Origin of the sequence: Sphingobium sp. BS19 (genome assembly GCF_027925545.1) — a bacterium.
Classification (GTDB): Bacteria; Pseudomonadota; Alphaproteobacteria; order Sphingomonadales; family Sphingomonadaceae; genus Sphingobium.
In genome coordinates this window covers 228,567-243,847 of sequence record NZ_BSEF01000004.1, presented here as the reverse complement: position 1 = coordinate 243,847, position 15,281 = coordinate 228,567, and the positions used below count along the sequence as shown (strand labels likewise).

The window sequence follows — 15,281 nt, the reverse complement described above, 5'->3', positions numbered from 1 at the left end:
ACCTCAAAAAGCCCCTTGCTCCCGTCGTGGTGAAAATCACCAGCGGAGGCGCTCGTCCAGACTACGCCGTCAACAACGAACCCAGCCCACAAAACCTCGGAGCGGCGGTCTCATGAATAAGACGGGTTAGAAGCGCCTCGCGCACCGGATCCCTAAGCGCGCGGGCGAGTGGCGTTAGTTCCATGCTGCGGCCCACGCGCACCAGCAGGTCGTCCTCGAAATGGCCTCGCAAACGCCGCAAGGCACCGCTCATTGCCTGTTGCGTTACGTGCAGCTTCTCAGAAGCGCGCGTGACGTTTCGTTCACGGATCAGTGCATCGAGCGAACGCAACAAATTCAAATCGAAATTATTGAAATTCACGTTGCGCGCTCCTTGTCTGATTGATGGCCTCAACCCGGAGTATTCTGCCCGCTGGGGGTATCAGTCTTTTACAGGCCGTCCAATATGATGTGCAATATCGCCACCTATATGGCTTCACGCAGGGCAAAGGACCCTTCTGCGCGCTATCGAAGATCGCGTTTCCCTATTTTTTGGACCCTTGCTGGCCCTTTTGAACGGACGCTCGATGAGCGATACGAACCTCCCATCCTGATCTTCGGCATATGCGTTTTCCAGGGTTGAATGGCGCATATTGCGCGCTATCAGCCGCTTCATGATGAAACCCTCCCCCTTGTCCGTAGCAGCCCGACATCGCTTGCTCTGGCATTGTGTGGCAATATTCGCTGCGGCCATTGGGCTGATCGGTTCCACGAGCGGATGGGCCGCAACTTATTATGTCGACTCCAGCGCGGGCAACGACGGAAATGACGGTAGGTCGGCCGCCGCACCATGGCGCTCGCTTCAACGGGTAAGGGACACGCCCTTCCAACCGGGCGATACGATCCTGCTCGCTGCAGGTTCTGTGTGGCGAGAGCCCCTGGTTATTACGCGTTCCGGGCGCAACAATGCGCCAATTTCGGTCCGCGTGGCTGGAGTTGGTCCGCGACCGCGGATTGAGGCAGGTGGTGTCGCAGACTATGGCATCGCTATTTTCAATGCAGAATTCGTGGCCATCAGTGGCCTTGAAGTCACGAACGACGCGACGCCTGTGAAGCCGCGCTACGGCGTTCTCGTTTCAGCGGAAGACAGCGGCGTCAAGCGCGGCATTCGTATCACGGACATGTATGTGCATGACGTGCGCGGCACCAACGACCGCAAGGATAATGGCGGGATCGTGTTCCGTGCTCTTGGACCCAAACGGGCGACCCGGTTCGAAGATTTGCGGATCGAGCGCAATATCGTCTGGCGGGTGGACAGGTCAGGCATCGCCGGGATCAGCGATCAGGTGACGATAGCGCGATGGTTTCCCAGTGGAAAGGTTGTGATCCGCGATAATCTTGTCGAAGATGTAGGCGGAGACGGCATCGTCCCCCGCGGGACTGACGGCGCGTTTATAGAACATAATATAGTGCGCTACGCGGGCAGCCGAGCGCCGGGCTATAACGCTGCGATCTGGCAGTGGAGCACAGACCACAGTCTTATACAGCTCAACGAGGCGGCGTTTACTGTTACCCGCTACGATGGTCAGGGATTTGATTCTGATTTCAACTCCCGACGAACAACCTTCGTTTACAATTACAGTCATGATAACGCAGGCGGCTTTCTGCTCATCTGTTCTCCGCGCAGAAACAATACCGATAATCTGGGCAATTACGGAACGACAGCGCGCTTCAACGTCAGTCGGAACGACGCGGGTCGCATTTTTCAGCTCTCCGGTCCTGTTTCGGATGTATTGATCAAGAACAATGTCGTGCATGTTGGACAGCCGATCGATGCACAGATGGTCATTGCTACCGAATGGCAAGGTTGGGCAAATGATGTTCGGTTTATCGATAACCGGTTCGCGGTAACAGGCACCGGGCGTTACGGCCATGAGGCGGGACGAAGCGGTCCTGACTATGTGATAGCGCCGGGGTTCTCGCCGGCAGAAAATATCCGGTTCCGGGGCAATAGCTTTCTGGGCCGCCATATCGATCCGCCTACAGATGAGCGCGGCGTTTTCGAGGCAGCCTATGCCGAGCCCGAGGCGGACTGGGCAGTACCGGTGTTTCATCCTTCCAGCACAGGCGATTTTACCACCTTCATCCTTCAGCACCGGAGCTGGATGCTGACGATGTTGGAGCGAGAATTGCGCACCCCCGTCCGCCCGATGAAGCCAAGGATGACGACCTTCTTCGAATCGCGCCGTTAATGGGGTCAAGGTGAGGACTTACGCAGCCCGGAGCTAAAGGGGTTCGACGATTGCGGTAAGGTTGCCTGTAAGACAGCGGGCACCAATCGCCGAAGCCCACATTGCCCATCGGCAGGCTAACTCAGCCGGAGGCACCTAAACACCGCCGCTTCTGCGGATTTCAGCGCCTGTGCACCCCATACTTTTGATTTTGCAGAGCTCACAAACAGAAAAAGCGATCCGCTAAGATCGCTTAACTGCTTGCTTTTCCGTGGAAAAACTGGAGCGGGCGAAGGGATTCGAACCCTCGACCCCAACCTTGGCAAAATATTTCAGCCACTTATCCCAAACTCTCCCAAGTACGATTATCTACACTAAATCAAATGTTTATAATGTTCCTCTTTACGATTGTCTCCGCCCATAATACCCTCGAAACGCTTAAATCTGGAGACAAAATGGAGACAAAGCACCCCTCTGAAATCTTTGTCTCCAAATGGAGGGTCAAATATGCCGACAGCGAAGTTGAACAAGCGCAATGTGGACGCATTCGCGCCGCCTAAAGATAAACAGGCAGTCCTGTGGGACAGCGAGATCCGGGGCTTCGGCTTGCGGGCGCTGCCATCGGGGCTCAAGACCTTCATCGTTCAGTACCGCAACATCGAAGGGATCAAGCGGCGCATCAATCTTGGCCGTTATGGCGTCATAACGACGGAGCAGGCTCGGGATCTGGCGAAGATCAAGCTTGGCGAAGTTGCTGGTGGTCAGGATCCAGCAGAGGCAATTCACCAGGCCCGCAATGGCATGACGGTCGCCGAGATCTGTGACTGGTATCTGGTTGAAGCTCGCGCCGGCAACATTCTTGGCCGCAAGAACCGTCCAATCAAAGCCTCCTCGCTCGCGATGGATGAGAGCAGGATCAACACTCACATCAAACCGATTCTTGGCCATCGCATGGCGAAAAGGCTGACGATCGCGGATGTCGAGCAGATGCAGGCTGATGTCCGGGACGGCAAAACTGCCAAGGCTAGAGGTAAAGGCCGTGGCGGTCGGCCCGCTGGCGGACCTGGCGTCGCGTCGCGATGCCTCGGGTCGCTGCAAGCCATTTTGGGTCATGCCAAGCACAAGGGGCTGATTGCGGAACACCCAACTAGAGGAGCCAAGAAACTCGCCATCAACAAGAAGACGAGACGGCTGAGCACTGCCGAACTCGTCGCGTTCGGTAAAGCCATCGCCTATGCCGAACGTAATGGCGAAAATCCGACAGCACTTGCGGTGGTACGGACACTTGCGCTGACAGGATACAGACGGGAAGAGGCGCAGTCGATGAAGCGCGCCTGGGTGCATGCGGAGGGCGGGTTTGTCTCCTTCCCGGATACCAAAACCGATGCTCAGGTCCGCTCGATCGGCCCAGAAGCACTGAAGGTCGTTCTCGCTCAACCCGAGATCGTTGGTAACCCCTACGTGTTCCCGTCAATGACGGGCGCTGGCGCATACCAGGCTGCACCAGCCTGTTTCCGGAGAGTTTGCCAGTGGGCGGGAATTGAGGGCGCAACACTTCATACCCTTCGCCACACTTTCGGCAGCATCGCGGGCGAACTCGGATTCACGGAGCTGACGATACGGGCCATGCTCGGGCATGCTTCGCAGAACGTGACGCAGGACTACATCCATATCGATGAAGCTCTGAAGCTAGCGGTGCGCAAAACGTCCGACGAAATCGCCCGCCTGCTTGCCGAAGGCGCTGCATCGTTGCGCCCGGTCAGACAAACGGCGGCAGTTGAAATTTAACCTTGAAGGTGTATTTTCGGAAGCCAGAGAGAGCATCTCGCGCTGGGGTTTGCCTGTGAGATGCTGAACGATATTCGATCGACATCGGGCAAGGAGGTTTGAAGATGGGTCAGACTCGGATTCATCCCAAGACCGGTGATGTGCTTCGGCGGGACGCGCGGATGCAAACGCTGAGCGTTGGCTCGTTGTCACTCGAAGTGGAGGTGCCGGGCTGGTATCCTGAAGGCGATGGCGATTCCATCCATTCGGGCGCTGAACTTCAAGCGATAGATCAAGCCTATCTCGAGTTGCGAGCGGCCTATGCCGCACGGGTCAAAGCCGTGCGCAAGAAGCTTGGCCTCACGCAAGAAGAGGCGGGTAGGATCATTGGAGGCGGACGGCGAGCGTTCCAAAAGTATGAGCGTGGTACAATGCAGCCCAGCGAAGCTGCGGTCGGCTTGATTGAGATTCTTGATCGCCATCCGGAAGAGGTGACAACTCTCCGGAACATCCGGCGGTAGGCCGACAGGAGGCGCTTCCAGGGCGCTGTCCGAAAAATGTACACGTATTTCAGACGTGCAGCGGGACCAAGCAGAAATGGTCTCGCCCGAAGGCAGGGCCGATGCCCCAGCTCGGCGCGCCCCAGATTTCGGAATTATCGCGCATGTGAGATGCGAGATAATTCCGCGACTATACATCTGGCTGGCAAGGCGATCGGTGCCAAGCGCGCGCAAGCCGACGATCTCGTCCAATTCGCGCGAGACCTATATGTCGATGCAGACGCCGTCATAGTCGCTATTCGCTCTGCATCGCCGATTATTTCCAGGCAATGCGCGTGGCGTCGAACATGCTGCTTTTCTTGCACTGGCGTTAGTCCGGCCCCGCACGAAGGCGGGGCCGACGCTGACGCCTTAGCTCGGCGGGTTCCAGATGATGACCTTCTTCGAAGGGTCATCGCCGGGAGCGTTGGCGATGTTGCCATAGATGGTGCCGAATTCAGGAGCCGAGAGCGAGACCGAGACATATTCGGCGCCGGTGTTCTGCGAGAAGCGCTTCCAGCCTGCGCCCAGTTCGAAGCCGTTCTTGCGGCTGACGATGCGGTAGTCGGGTTCGCTGTCCTTGGTCTTGCGGTTGTTGGGGATGATCGCGATTGGCGCGGAGACGGTCAGCGTTGCGAGGTTGCCTTCGAAGCTGTCGTCGGACTTCACGGTGAGGTTTGCGATGGTAGCCATGTCGTTTCTCCTAAAGGTGGTCGGGGACCATCCCCGATGGCGCCAAAAGAAGGGGCCGGGAGCCGCCGTCACCGCAGCGTCAGCGAAGGGCGAACCCCGCACGGGGTTGACGGCACTAGGCGAGACGAGACCCGCAGACAGGCGACAAGGAGGGGTGGTTTTCGCTCCGCCTGAGAACGAATATCAGTGGGCAATCGCCGTTTTCATCGACCAAAAGTCGGAAGCTTCCTCCCCACCGGATCACTGGATGGAGCGCGCCAGCAATCATCCGTCAAATGCTGCCAACGGCAGATCGAGAGGCGTCGTCACCTTGGACAGCGGATGGGCAACAGCAGTGGGCTCTCGCTGCATTACACAGGTCGGATTGTGCAATATCAGTTCTCATATTGACTTTTGTGCAGAATATAAGCATATGAAGCCATGAAAGGACGTGCCGACATGGGTATCCAAGCTGCAGCCAATGCGCCTGCAAAGGGACTTGATCGCAAGGATCTGACGGGTCCGGCCCTGCGGACATTTTTCCGCATCGCTGATGCCTGGGGCCTGAAAGAGCAGGAGCAGATGCGCTTGCTCGGTCTGGAGAGCCGCTCGACCTTCCAATCCTGGAAGCGCGGCGTGGTCGCGGCGCTGCCCAAGGATGCGCTGGAACGGATTTCCTATGTCATGGGCATCTACAAAGGCCTGCAGATCCTGTTGCCGAAGACGGCGGATGAGTGGGTGCGCAAACCCAACAAGGCGCAGGTTTTCGGCGGCGCCTCGGCGCTTGACCGGATGATGTCGGGCAATGTCGCCGATCTCTATGTCGTGCGTCAGTATGTTGACGGGCAGCGCGGCTGACCCGTGGACATTCCCACGTCTGAAGTCCGCTGGACACCCTGCTACCGCATCATCCCGAGCCGATTTCCGCCGATCTTGCTGTTCGAGGCAGTTGCCGATCCTGCCGATCTTGAAGCGGTCTATGCCATCGAGGCGATGACCAATGACCGCCTGCGCGACGAGGCAGGCGAGCTGTCGCTCGTGCCGCCTGAGGACCGAGTTTCAGGCCCCGGTTCCTCGCCGATCATGGCGGCGTTCACCCACCTCAATCCGGTCGGCGACCGCTTCACCGACGGCAGCTACGGCGTCTTCTATGCTGGAATGACACTGGCAACCGCAATTGCCGAAACCAGGCATCACCGCACGCATTTCCTCGAGGCTACCGACGAACCGGCGCAGGAACTCGACATGCGGGTTTATGCCGTCGATCTCGCCGCGAACCTTCACGACATCCGTGGGCAACGGGAGGCGCTGCCAGCTCTGTACCATCCGAGCAGCTATGCCGTGTCTCAGGAAACCGCGCGGACCTTGCGCGATGCCGGGTCGGACGGGATTGTCTATGAAAGCGTCCGCGATCGCGGCGGTGAATGTACCGCTGTGTTCCGGCCTCGGTTGTTATCGAACTGCCGCCAGGAACGGCATCTCTGCTATGTCTGGGATGGGCGCGCAATCAGTACGGTCTATGAGAAGAGGTTGTTGGACAGTTGAAGTGTGGGCTGTTTTGGCCCCACTCGTCGCCGCACCGCCGCCGGAAATTTCCTATAAGCCGTCGTCAGCGCAGTCAGCTTTCGGCTCACCGGAAGGGCAAAATCTGGGACAAATCTGCCGCTCAGGGCGATGGGCGGAACAGCAGCTCTTGTCTGGACAGATATTCGAAGTTCGCCTGAGCGGCACTCCATAGCGACATAAGCTGGGCCGGAACCGGCTTAGTCGTTCACGATTTCTGAGTTCGCGTAGCGGACGCACCACTGCCTGCTCTGCTGAGACCCGCTTGTCAGGAACGTTGCGGATGAGGAATGCGCGTTAAGCACACAACACCTCCATATAGCGAGACGACAGCAGCGAGCCTAAGGTCGCTGATGGACGTCACCACCCAGTTATGGAGGGAAAATGAAAAGCGATAACTCTCAGGGGCAGGCCCCAGTCCGCCGTATTGCCCTCCTCATCGACGCGGGTAACCTATGACCGAACCCGCGAAACCCCAGCCGACCGACTTCGCCGCACGCTACCGAGTGCTGACCAATGGAACCCGGCAATGGTTGAGCTACCACTTCGCCGAGGGACGGATCACCACATTCGGACGACAGCTCCAGCGGGCGCTGGCCGCCTGTGACGCGAAGCTGCCCGGCTCGGGCGAGCGCTTCTTGCGCGAACTCGCCGAGGTCCGTTATGTCCCCACGCGCGACAATCCCGACAAGTGGCGGAAAGGCTACGAGCAGCTGGTCCAGAAACTGGCCGAGATCCTCGTAAGCCGCGTGATCCTCGAAGCCGCCTGGCCGGCCGGGACGACCTTCCAGATCGAGCCGGCCAATCCGGTGACCGGTGGCAGGCCCGAGCTAGTCGTCGACACGCCGAACCGGCAGTGGCTGTTCGAGGTCAAGTGCCCCTCCTTCATCGAACATCAAGAGCGGCGCGCCGAACGCGGTCACCAGATCCCAGTCCGCGGACCGATCGGCGCCGTGCCCGGCATCCGCGCCGACGCCACGCTGCCGCGCGACAACACGCTGAAGGACTTTCTTGCTAGCGCAGACACCAAGTTCCGCGACTTCTCGCTGAAACTGCGGACCGGCATCCTAGTCGTTCTGTGGGATGGTTACATCTTCGAGGCGACGTCGGCACTCAGCCATGAAGACGCTGGCCTGCTCACGCCCAATTCCTGGCTGCACGACGCCAACGGCCGCGTGGCGTTCGACGCGGTCGACGGCGTCGTCGTGCTCAATCACCTCGAGATCCTGAAGTTGGCCCCGCAGGAGCAGCCCATCCGTCGCGACGATCCATTCACGATCGGCGGCGAGGGGCAGCCCCCGAACGTCTGGTGTCCCAACCTCGGCCGGGGCGACCTCGACCCGCTCGTCGCGGGCAGGCGGCAGTCGTGGACCGCCGGCAGCGCGGTATAGGTGGGAAGTTGTTCCATGGTTGCCACCTACTTGGTTCCCAACGCGACCACCAGTCGCGGGGCCGTAGCTGGGCCATTTCTGTAGGCCGAGCGGCCGTGGACCGAAACTGCACGATCGATGTGCTCTTCCGGGCCGAAATGGAAAGGCGCCAAACGACCGGAATTCGGGCGCCTTGCTGCCAGACTTCTTCGCCCCGCGCGAATGGAAGGTTTCGGCCAGCGAAGCTGCCGTTCAAGCCCTGGCCGCCGGGCGACTGACTCTGGTCGGCAGCCGAACCTGCTCATCCCAGCATACAATTGGACGAGACGAGGCTAACAGCTTCACCGCTTCTCGCGGAAGTCCCAGAGCGGAATGCCCATCTTGCGGGCTTTGTCAGCCAGATTGTCCTGGATGCCGGTCCCTGGAAATACGACCAGACCTACTGGCAGAGCTTCGAGCATACGATCATTGCGCTTGAACGGAGCGGCCTTCTTGTGCCGGTTCCAGTCGGGACGGAAGGCGACCTGCGGCACGCGGCGCGTATCGGCCCAGCAAGCGGCTGCGCGTTCGGCACCAGTGGGTGTGGCACCGTGCAGCAGGACCATGTCGCCATGACGCGCATGAACCCGGTCGAGGACATCCCAGATGGCCGAGTGATCGTTGCAATCTGGGCCACCGGTGAAGGCGATACGGGTGCCTTCGGGCAGCAGCACGCGGGCATTCTCTCTGGCGCGTTTGTCGAGAAAGTCGCGGCTGTCGATGATGGCTGAGGTCATGGCCTTGCGGTTGACGCGGGATCCGGTGCGGGGTGTCCAGGCCTTGCGGGCGTGGATGCGGAATTGATCGGCGGCGGCTTCGCGGAAGAATTCCATCGTGTCGCGGCGTTCGATGAGCGAGATGCCTTCGGCAATCTGGCGCTCAAGTTCGACCGAGCGCACTTCGCTGCCATCCTGTTCGCGCTGAAGGCGTTTTTGCGCCTGTTCATTGTCGTCGAGATCGCGTTCGACCCGCTCGCCGGCGCGGTGGAAGATGTTGACGACGTTCCAGAGCAGGTCTTCGAGATCGGGTTCAATGCGGGTGTCGATCAAAGCTGAGACAAGCCCGTCGAACATGTCGGCGACCGCGCCACCGGCAAGGCGGGCATCTGGTAGCGGCCTGCCATCGGGTTCGTCCTCGAAGGGTCGATAGCCGTAGAGCTGCATTTCCTGAAGGAGATAGGCGGTTGATCCGAGTTCGGGGGTGGTGTCTTCAAGGGGAAGATCTGGGGCGCTTGCCATGATGGTCTCCGTGTCCTGAGCCACGCCTCTCGCGGCCTTCGTGGCGACGACCAGCGGCGGCGGGCACGGGTCTGCACCGCGCGGAAACGCGCGGCCGGAGCGCCAGCGGAGGATGGCGAAGCAAGACTATTTTGTTTCGCGATGCAAAGGGGCGCAGCCCCGGCGGAAAATAGCCGCAGCGCAGCCATTGCGGTGCCCGTGTTCGCTGCCGCAGTCGCCCCCTCCCGAAGGCCGAGGGCGTGGCGACCTTCAAGGACCGGGAGAGGTGGCCATGCGCCCCACTGCCCCGGAAAACCCCCCGCTTACCGGCCAGCTTCGCTCATTCTTTGAGAAACCGCACGGCATCGGCGGCGCTGAGCTGCACCCGAATGGCCGCTGCCAACCGCTTATGGCCATAGGCGGTAAGGTCGCTGTTGAAATCGTCGAGCCGGGGTTCAAGCGGTATAACGGCAATGCCCAACGGGTCGCAGCGCTCGATCAAGGTCGACAATGCCGTTGCCCCGGCGGGATCATCATCGCGCGCGACATAGAGGCAGCGCAGCGCAGCAGGGAACTGGATGGCAGCGAGGTGGGCGGCCGATAGTCCTGCGATCATGGGCATGGATGGCATCACCTGCCGCAACGACAGGAGAGTTTCGAGGCCTTCACCGGCAACCATGACACCGTCCGCTTTGCCGAACCGGACGCCCGAGCCGAGCAAGTGCCCCATGGCGCGTCGTGGATAGTCGTTGAGCGCCTGCGCGCCGCGGTCGGTGGTGAAGTCGTAAGCCCTGAGCCAGTCTTGCCGCAGCACGATCGGATCGGCGGGAATGGCGCGCACCTGTTCGATGAAGCGAGCAAGGTGGAACGCCATCTGCGGGTCGGTCGGGCGATAATCGACATCGGCAGGGGCGATGGCCTGTGCCTGGCCGAGCTTGTCGACCTCGACCACCCAAGGCGTGATCGTGCCGCGCGCCGATTGCCAGACGAGACCGCCTGCCAGCCCTCCCGAAAGAGCGAGGCAACCGAAGAAGGCGAGCCGCCAGTTTTTCGCCTGCACCCGGGCTGAACCGATGCGATCGTCCCAGACCTGGGCGGCGCGTTGATAGGGCGTGACGGGCTCGGGACTGGTCCCGTAGCGGATAGAGGGGCGTCGAAACATGTCGGATCCTTTTCGGAAGTTTCAGCTTTTGTCGGAGATGTCGGGGCCAGAGCCGCCGCCGTGGCTATCGCCGCCCTTGAGGGTATGCGAGGCCATGTTGGCACCCTGCGTCATCGCCTGACGCCGCTTCATCGCGGTGGCCCATGCAGGAGGGCCATCGGCGGCGCCGGTCGCTGCCGCATTGGCGGAAGTCCCGGTCTTGCCGGCGGCATAGTTCGCTTTGAGGCTGTCCGCGGCCCGGCGAAGTGGTGACGCCGCGCTGCTTGCGGCTGATTTTGCTACATTGGCGAGACCCGAAGTAGCCGCAGCCCGTCCGGTTTTGCCAGCGGCTCCGGCTGCGTAGGCACCCGACGCGCCGCCTGCCGCGCGGGCACCGCCCGTGGCCGTGCCCGCTATGGCAGAGCCGGCGGCACCTGCCGCGAGCTTGGCACCGGCGATACCGCCCGCAATCGTCGCGCCGGCAGCGATCGCAGTGCCTGCCGCTGCCCCTGCGCCAAGTTGCGGTCCGCCCGACACAATGCCGTTGGCGATGCTGGGACCAAAGATACCAAGGCCGAGCAGGGTCAACGCCGCGAGCGCAATCGCCATGACCTGTTGGATGTCGGGTTCGACCCCGATTCCGGCGTTGATGAATTGCGAGAACAGGGTCGTGCCAATGCCGGTGATGACGGCCAGCACGAGCACTTTGATGCCGGAGGAAATGATGTGGCCAAGGACGCGCTCGGCCATGAAGGCCGTGCGCCCGAAAAAGGCGAACGGCAGCAGCACGAAACCGGCGAGCGTCACCAGTTTGAACTCGATGATGGTGACGAAGACCTGGATCGCCAGCACGAAGAAGGCGATGACGACGATCAGCCAAGAAATCAGCAGGATCAGGATCTGCACGAAATTGGTGAATAGGCCTACCGGTCCGACAAGGTCGGCGGTGGCGTCGAGCAGCGGTTGTCCGGCATCAAGACCGGTTGCGGCCACAACGCCGGGGCGCATGAAATCGCCGATAGCCATGCCGCTGCCACTGGCCTGCAGGCCAAGCCCGGCAAAGCTCTGGAGCATGATGCCAGCGAGATTGGAGAAGTTGCCGATGATGAAGGCGAAAGTGCCGATGTAGAGCGTCTTCTTGATCAGGCGCTGCAGCACATCTTCATCGGTGCCCCAGGCCCAGAACAAGGCTGCTATGGTCACGTCGATGACGATGAGGGTGGTCGACAGGAAGCCGACCTCACCGCCGAGCAGGCCGAAGCCGCTGTCGATGTATTGGGTGAAGACCGTCAGAAACTGGTCGATGACGCCGGTATCATTCATGGCTGCCGGTCCCTTCCATGGAAAAATCGGCGGCGCTCAGCTTCCCAGACCGCATCGCATCCCGATTCCGGCATGGTGATCGTACTGCAGCGCTTGAGTTCTGCGGCGTGAGGGTTCGGAGATCCTGTCTCGTCCGCGACATAGGTCGTTGTGTCGTGCCGAGCTGGCGGCTGCGTTGTTGACACAACCGCGACCGCGATCAGCAATCCGCCAAAAGCAGCGACTGCCGCCAGCTTGACCGACCGGCTCATGTCAGTTCCGGGTCCGGAAGCGGCGGAAACGCTCGCGGCCCTCGGCCTCGGTCGCAGCATTGCGCGCGGCCTCGATCGACTGCGCGCGGCCCTGCGCCGCAATGGCGGCGGTCAGATCGGCCAGTTGCTGGGTTTGCAAAGCCAGTAGCTGATTGCCGGCCTGTGCCGCCTGCAAAGTCCCGGTCGCTGACTGGCTGGCGCCGACCAGTGTCGTGATCGAGCTGCGGGTCGCACCCAGATTGCCGACGATCCCGGCCTGAACCTTCATTGCGTCTTCGAAGGCGCCGACGCTGTCCTGCCATCGCGCATTGGCGTTAGCGACCATCTGGGCCTGCCCGCCGGTCAGTGCCGCCCCCTTGTAACGGCCGTTGAACACCTGCTGCACGTCGGTCACGTCATAGGCGATGCGCTGGGCCTGGTTCAGCAACTGGCGGGTCTGATCGACCTGTTGCTGCAGCGTCTGGATCGTCGAGACCGGCAGACTGGCAAGATTGCGGGCCTCGTTGATGAGGCTGGTAGCCTGGTTCTGGATCTGCTGGATCTGGTTGTTGATCTGCTGCAGCGTCCGGGCGGCAGTCAGCACGTTCTGCGCGTAGTTGCTGGGGTCATAGACGATCCCGCCAAACTGGGCCTGCGCCGGCGCGGCGATCATGGTGCCTGATACCAGCGAAGTGGCGATCGCCGTCGCCATGAGAGCGCGGCGGAGGACGGGTATTTTCATGGGCGGTTTTCCTTGTCCGTTAGTGCGGGCGGCGGGGGAGGAAGCAGCTCGGCCGCCCATGCGAGGCTGCGGTTCTGGAGCCAGGCCGCTGCAAAGCCTTCGCGACCATGGGCTGCGACAAGCTCGGCGATGCGGATCTGATCGGTTTTGGAAGAGGCGGCGCTGAAGGCGAGTGCGACATCGCCGAGACCCAGCTCGAACAACCGGTTGCCGCGCCGCGACTGGCAGTAATAGTCACGCTTCGGTGTTGCCCGGCTCAGGATTTCGATCTGGCGATCATTGAGGCCGAACCGCTCATAGACCCGTGCGATCTGCGGTTCGGCCGCGCGCTCGTTGGGCAGAAAGATGCGCGTCGGGCAGCTTTCGATAATGGCAGGCGCGATGGCCGACGTCTCGATGTCGGCAAGGCTCTGGGTCGCGAAGACGACGCTCGCATTCTTCTTGCGCAGCGTCTTCAGCCATTCGCGCAGCTGTGCGGCGAAGGCCGGGCTGTCGAGCACGAGCCAGCCTTCATCGATTATGATCATGGTCGGCGAGCCGTCGAGCCGCCCCTCGATCCGGTGGAACAGATAGGCGAGCACAGCAGCGGCCGATGACGCGCCAATCAGACCTTCGGTTTCGAAAGCCTGCACGGACGCCTCACCCAGACGTTCCTGTTCGGCATCAAGCAGCCGTCCCCATGGACCGCCAATGAGATACGGGGCGAGTGCCTGCTTCAATTCCTGGGATTGCAGCAGGACCGCGAGACCGGTGAGTGTGCGCTCGGCAGGTGGTGCGGACGCAAGCGATGTCAGGGCCGACCAGAGATGTTCTTTAGCAGCAGGGTCAATCACCATGCCTTCGCCGGCCAGCATCGCCGCCAGCCATTCGGCGGCCCAGGCGCGTTCGCCGGCGTTGTCGATCCGAGCAAGCGGCTGCAGGGCAACGGCAGCGCCGTCGCCTTCCTCGGCATGCAGCGCGCCGCCGAGATCCTGCCAGTCGCCGCCCATGCCGAGCGCGGCAGCGCGGATCGATCCACCAAAATCGAAGGCGAAGATCTGGCTGCCTTTGTAGCGCCGGAACTGCAGCGCCATCAGCGCCAGCAGCACGGATTTGCCTGCCCCTGTCGGGCCAACGATGAGGCTGTGTCCGACATCGCCGACATGAAGAGAAAGGCGGAACGGGGTCGAGCCTTCGGTCTTGCCGTAAAGCAAGGGGGCGTCACCGAAATGCTCGTCCCGTTCCGCTCCCGCCCATACCGCTGACAGGGGGATCAGGTGGGCGAGATTGAGAGTGGAAATGGGCGGCTGCCGGACATTGGCGTAGACATGGCCGGGGAGCGATCCGAGCCATGCCTCGAGCGCATTCATGCCTTCGATCGTGCAGGTGAAGTCGCGGCCCTGGATGACCTTTTCGACCAGCCTCAGCTTCTCCGCCGCCAGCGCCGGGTCGCGGTCCCAGACCGTGACCGTCGCAGTGACATAAGCAATGCCAGCATGATCCGCGCCGAGTTCCTGCAGCGCCATGTCGGCATCAGCCGCCTTGTTCGAGGCGTCCGAATCCATCAGCACCGATTGCTCGTTGGTCATCACCTCCTTGAGGATGGCAGCAACCGATTTGCGCTTGGCAAACCATTGCCGCCGAATCTTCGAGAGCAGTTTGGTGGCGTCGGTCTTGTCGAGCATGATTGCACGCGTTGACCAGCGGTACGGGAAGGCTTGCCGGTTGAGCTCATCAAGCAGCCCGGGAAAGGTCGCCGTCGGAAAACCGGTGATGGTGAGCGTGCGCAAATGATGGGCGCCGAGCATGGGTTCGAGACCGCCGGTCAGCGGCTCATCGGCCAGCAGCGCGTCGAGATAGACCGGCGTTTCGGGCACGCGGACGCGCTGCGTCCTGGTCGATACCGTACTGTGGAGATAGGTCAGCGTGGCGGCGTCATCGAGCCACGCTGCCTCGGGCATAAATCCCTCAACCAGATGCAGCACGCGGTCGGTACGATCGGCGAAGGATTTGACGAGTTCCTTGGGATCGACCCCGGTCGACGCCTTGCCTTCGTAGAGCCAGCCTTCGGCGCGCGCGGCTTCCTCGGGCGGCGGCATCCACAGCAGCGTCAGATAATAGCCGCTTTCGAAATGCGCGCCTTCCTCACGAAACTGTTCGCGGCGTTCCCTGTCGACCAGTGCCGACACAGGATCGGGAAAGCGGGATTGCGGATAGGCTTGCGCCGCGGTGCGCTGCGCTTCGACGAAAACCGCCCATCCCGAGCCCAACCGCCGCAGAGCATTGTTGAGCCGGGAGGTGACGGCCACGAGTTCAGCGGGCGTGGCACTGTCGAGATCGGGACCGCGAAAGCGCGCCGTGCGCTGAAACGATCCGTCCTTGTTGAGCGCCACGCCCGGCCCCACCAGTGCGACCCAGGGGAGGAAGTCTGCGAGACTGGCGGATTTGGTCCGATATTCCTGAAGCGACATCATGGCCGCACCCAGGTC

The 15,281-nt window shown here is 61.4% G+C and carries 14 protein-coding genes; 6 read left to right on the top strand and 8 right to left on the bottom strand.

Annotated elements, in window-relative coordinates; all coding sequences use genetic code 11:
* Positions 1-61: 61 nt before the first annotated feature.
* On the bottom strand, positions 62-361 hold the full coding sequence (locus QMG56_RS06080) for a LysR family transcriptional regulator (protein WP_281821670.1): 300 nt from the start codon (positions 359-361) through the stop codon (positions 62-64).
* A gap of 292 nt (positions 362-653) precedes the next feature.
* Here QMG56_RS06080 and QMG56_RS06075 point away from each other — a divergent pair, with 292 nt between their 5' ends.
* The 3 genes from QMG56_RS06075 (at position 654) to QMG56_RS06065 (ending at position 4,498) form a co-directional block, all read left to right on the top strand.
* A complete protein-coding gene (locus QMG56_RS06075; protein ID WP_281821668.1) occupies positions 654-2,231 on the top strand; it encodes a right-handed parallel beta-helix repeat-containing protein in 1,578 nt (525 codons plus the stop codon).
* Positions 2,232-2,717: 486 nt separating this feature from the next.
* On the top strand, positions 2,718-3,998 hold the full coding sequence (locus QMG56_RS06070) for a site-specific integrase (RefSeq protein WP_281821667.1): 1,281 nt from the start codon (positions 2,718-2,720) through the stop codon (positions 3,996-3,998).
* 104 nt (positions 3,999-4,102) lie between these two features.
* Complete coding sequence (locus QMG56_RS06065; RefSeq protein ID WP_281821691.1) at positions 4,103-4,498, top strand: type II TA system antitoxin MqsA family protein; 396 nt, start codon at positions 4,103-4,105, stop codon at positions 4,496-4,498.
* 390 nt (positions 4,499-4,888) lie between these two features.
* Here QMG56_RS06065 and QMG56_RS06060 read toward each other — a convergent pair whose 3' ends face one another.
* On the bottom strand, positions 4,889-5,209 hold the full coding sequence (locus tag QMG56_RS06060; protein WP_006966713.1) for a DUF736 family protein: 321 nt from the start codon (positions 5,207-5,209) through the stop codon (positions 4,889-4,891).
* A 438-nt stretch (positions 5,210-5,647) separates the two neighbouring features.
* On the opposite strand from QMG56_RS06060, the gene QMG56_RS06055 reads away from it, so the two are divergent.
* From QMG56_RS06055 to QMG56_RS06045, 3 genes are all read left to right on the top strand, one after another.
* Positions 5,648-6,046: an antitoxin Xre-like helix-turn-helix domain-containing protein gene (locus tag QMG56_RS06055; protein WP_197274702.1), complete on the top strand. Its 399-nt coding sequence runs from the start codon at positions 5,648-5,650 to the stop codon at positions 6,044-6,046.
* A 3-nt stretch (positions 6,047-6,049) separates the two neighbouring features.
* Positions 6,050-6,733: an RES family NAD+ phosphorylase gene (locus tag QMG56_RS06050; protein WP_281821666.1), complete on the top strand. Its 684-nt coding sequence runs from the start codon at positions 6,050-6,052 to the stop codon at positions 6,731-6,733.
* Between the two features lie 473 nt (positions 6,734-7,206).
* Entirely contained in the window at positions 7,207-8,142 is a 936-nt protein-coding gene (locus QMG56_RS06045; protein ID WP_281821665.1) for a hypothetical protein, read from the top strand.
* Between the two features lie 320 nt (positions 8,143-8,462).
* Here QMG56_RS06045 and QMG56_RS06040 read toward each other — a convergent pair whose 3' ends face one another.
* The 6 genes from QMG56_RS06040 to trbE form a co-directional block, all read right to left on the bottom strand.
* Positions 8,463-9,398 carry a DUF2493 domain-containing protein gene (locus QMG56_RS06040; RefSeq protein ID WP_281821664.1) on the bottom strand — a complete coding sequence of 312 codons (936 nt, stop codon included), beginning with the start codon at positions 9,396-9,398 and terminating at the stop codon, positions 8,463-8,465.
* A gap of 319 nt (positions 9,399-9,717) precedes the next feature.
* Positions 9,718-10,539: a conjugal transfer protein TrbF gene (trbF, locus tag QMG56_RS06035; protein WP_281821663.1), complete on the bottom strand. Its 822-nt coding sequence runs from the start codon at positions 10,537-10,539 to the stop codon at positions 9,718-9,720.
* A gap of 21 nt (positions 10,540-10,560) precedes the next feature.
* Positions 10,561-11,841 carry a P-type conjugative transfer protein TrbL gene (gene trbL / locus QMG56_RS06030; RefSeq protein WP_281821662.1) on the bottom strand — a complete coding sequence of 427 codons (1,281 nt, stop codon included), beginning with the start codon at positions 11,839-11,841 and terminating at the stop codon, positions 10,561-10,563.
* Complete coding sequence (gene trbK-alt / locus QMG56_RS06025; RefSeq protein ID WP_281821661.1) at positions 11,838-12,092, bottom strand: putative entry exclusion protein TrbK-alt; 255 nt, start codon at positions 12,090-12,092, stop codon at positions 11,838-11,840. The genes trbL and trbK-alt overlap by 4 nt, the downstream gene beginning before the upstream one ends.
* Position 12,093: 1 nt before the next feature.
* A complete protein-coding gene (gene trbJ, locus QMG56_RS06020; RefSeq protein WP_281821660.1) occupies positions 12,094-12,813 on the bottom strand; it encodes a P-type conjugative transfer protein TrbJ in 720 nt (239 codons plus the stop codon).
* Entirely contained in the window at positions 12,810-15,266 is a 2,457-nt protein-coding gene (gene trbE / locus QMG56_RS06015) for a conjugal transfer protein TrbE (RefSeq protein WP_281821659.1), read from the bottom strand. The genes trbJ and trbE overlap by 4 nt, the downstream gene beginning before the upstream one ends.
* Between the last annotated feature and the right edge of the window lie 15 nt (positions 15,267-15,281).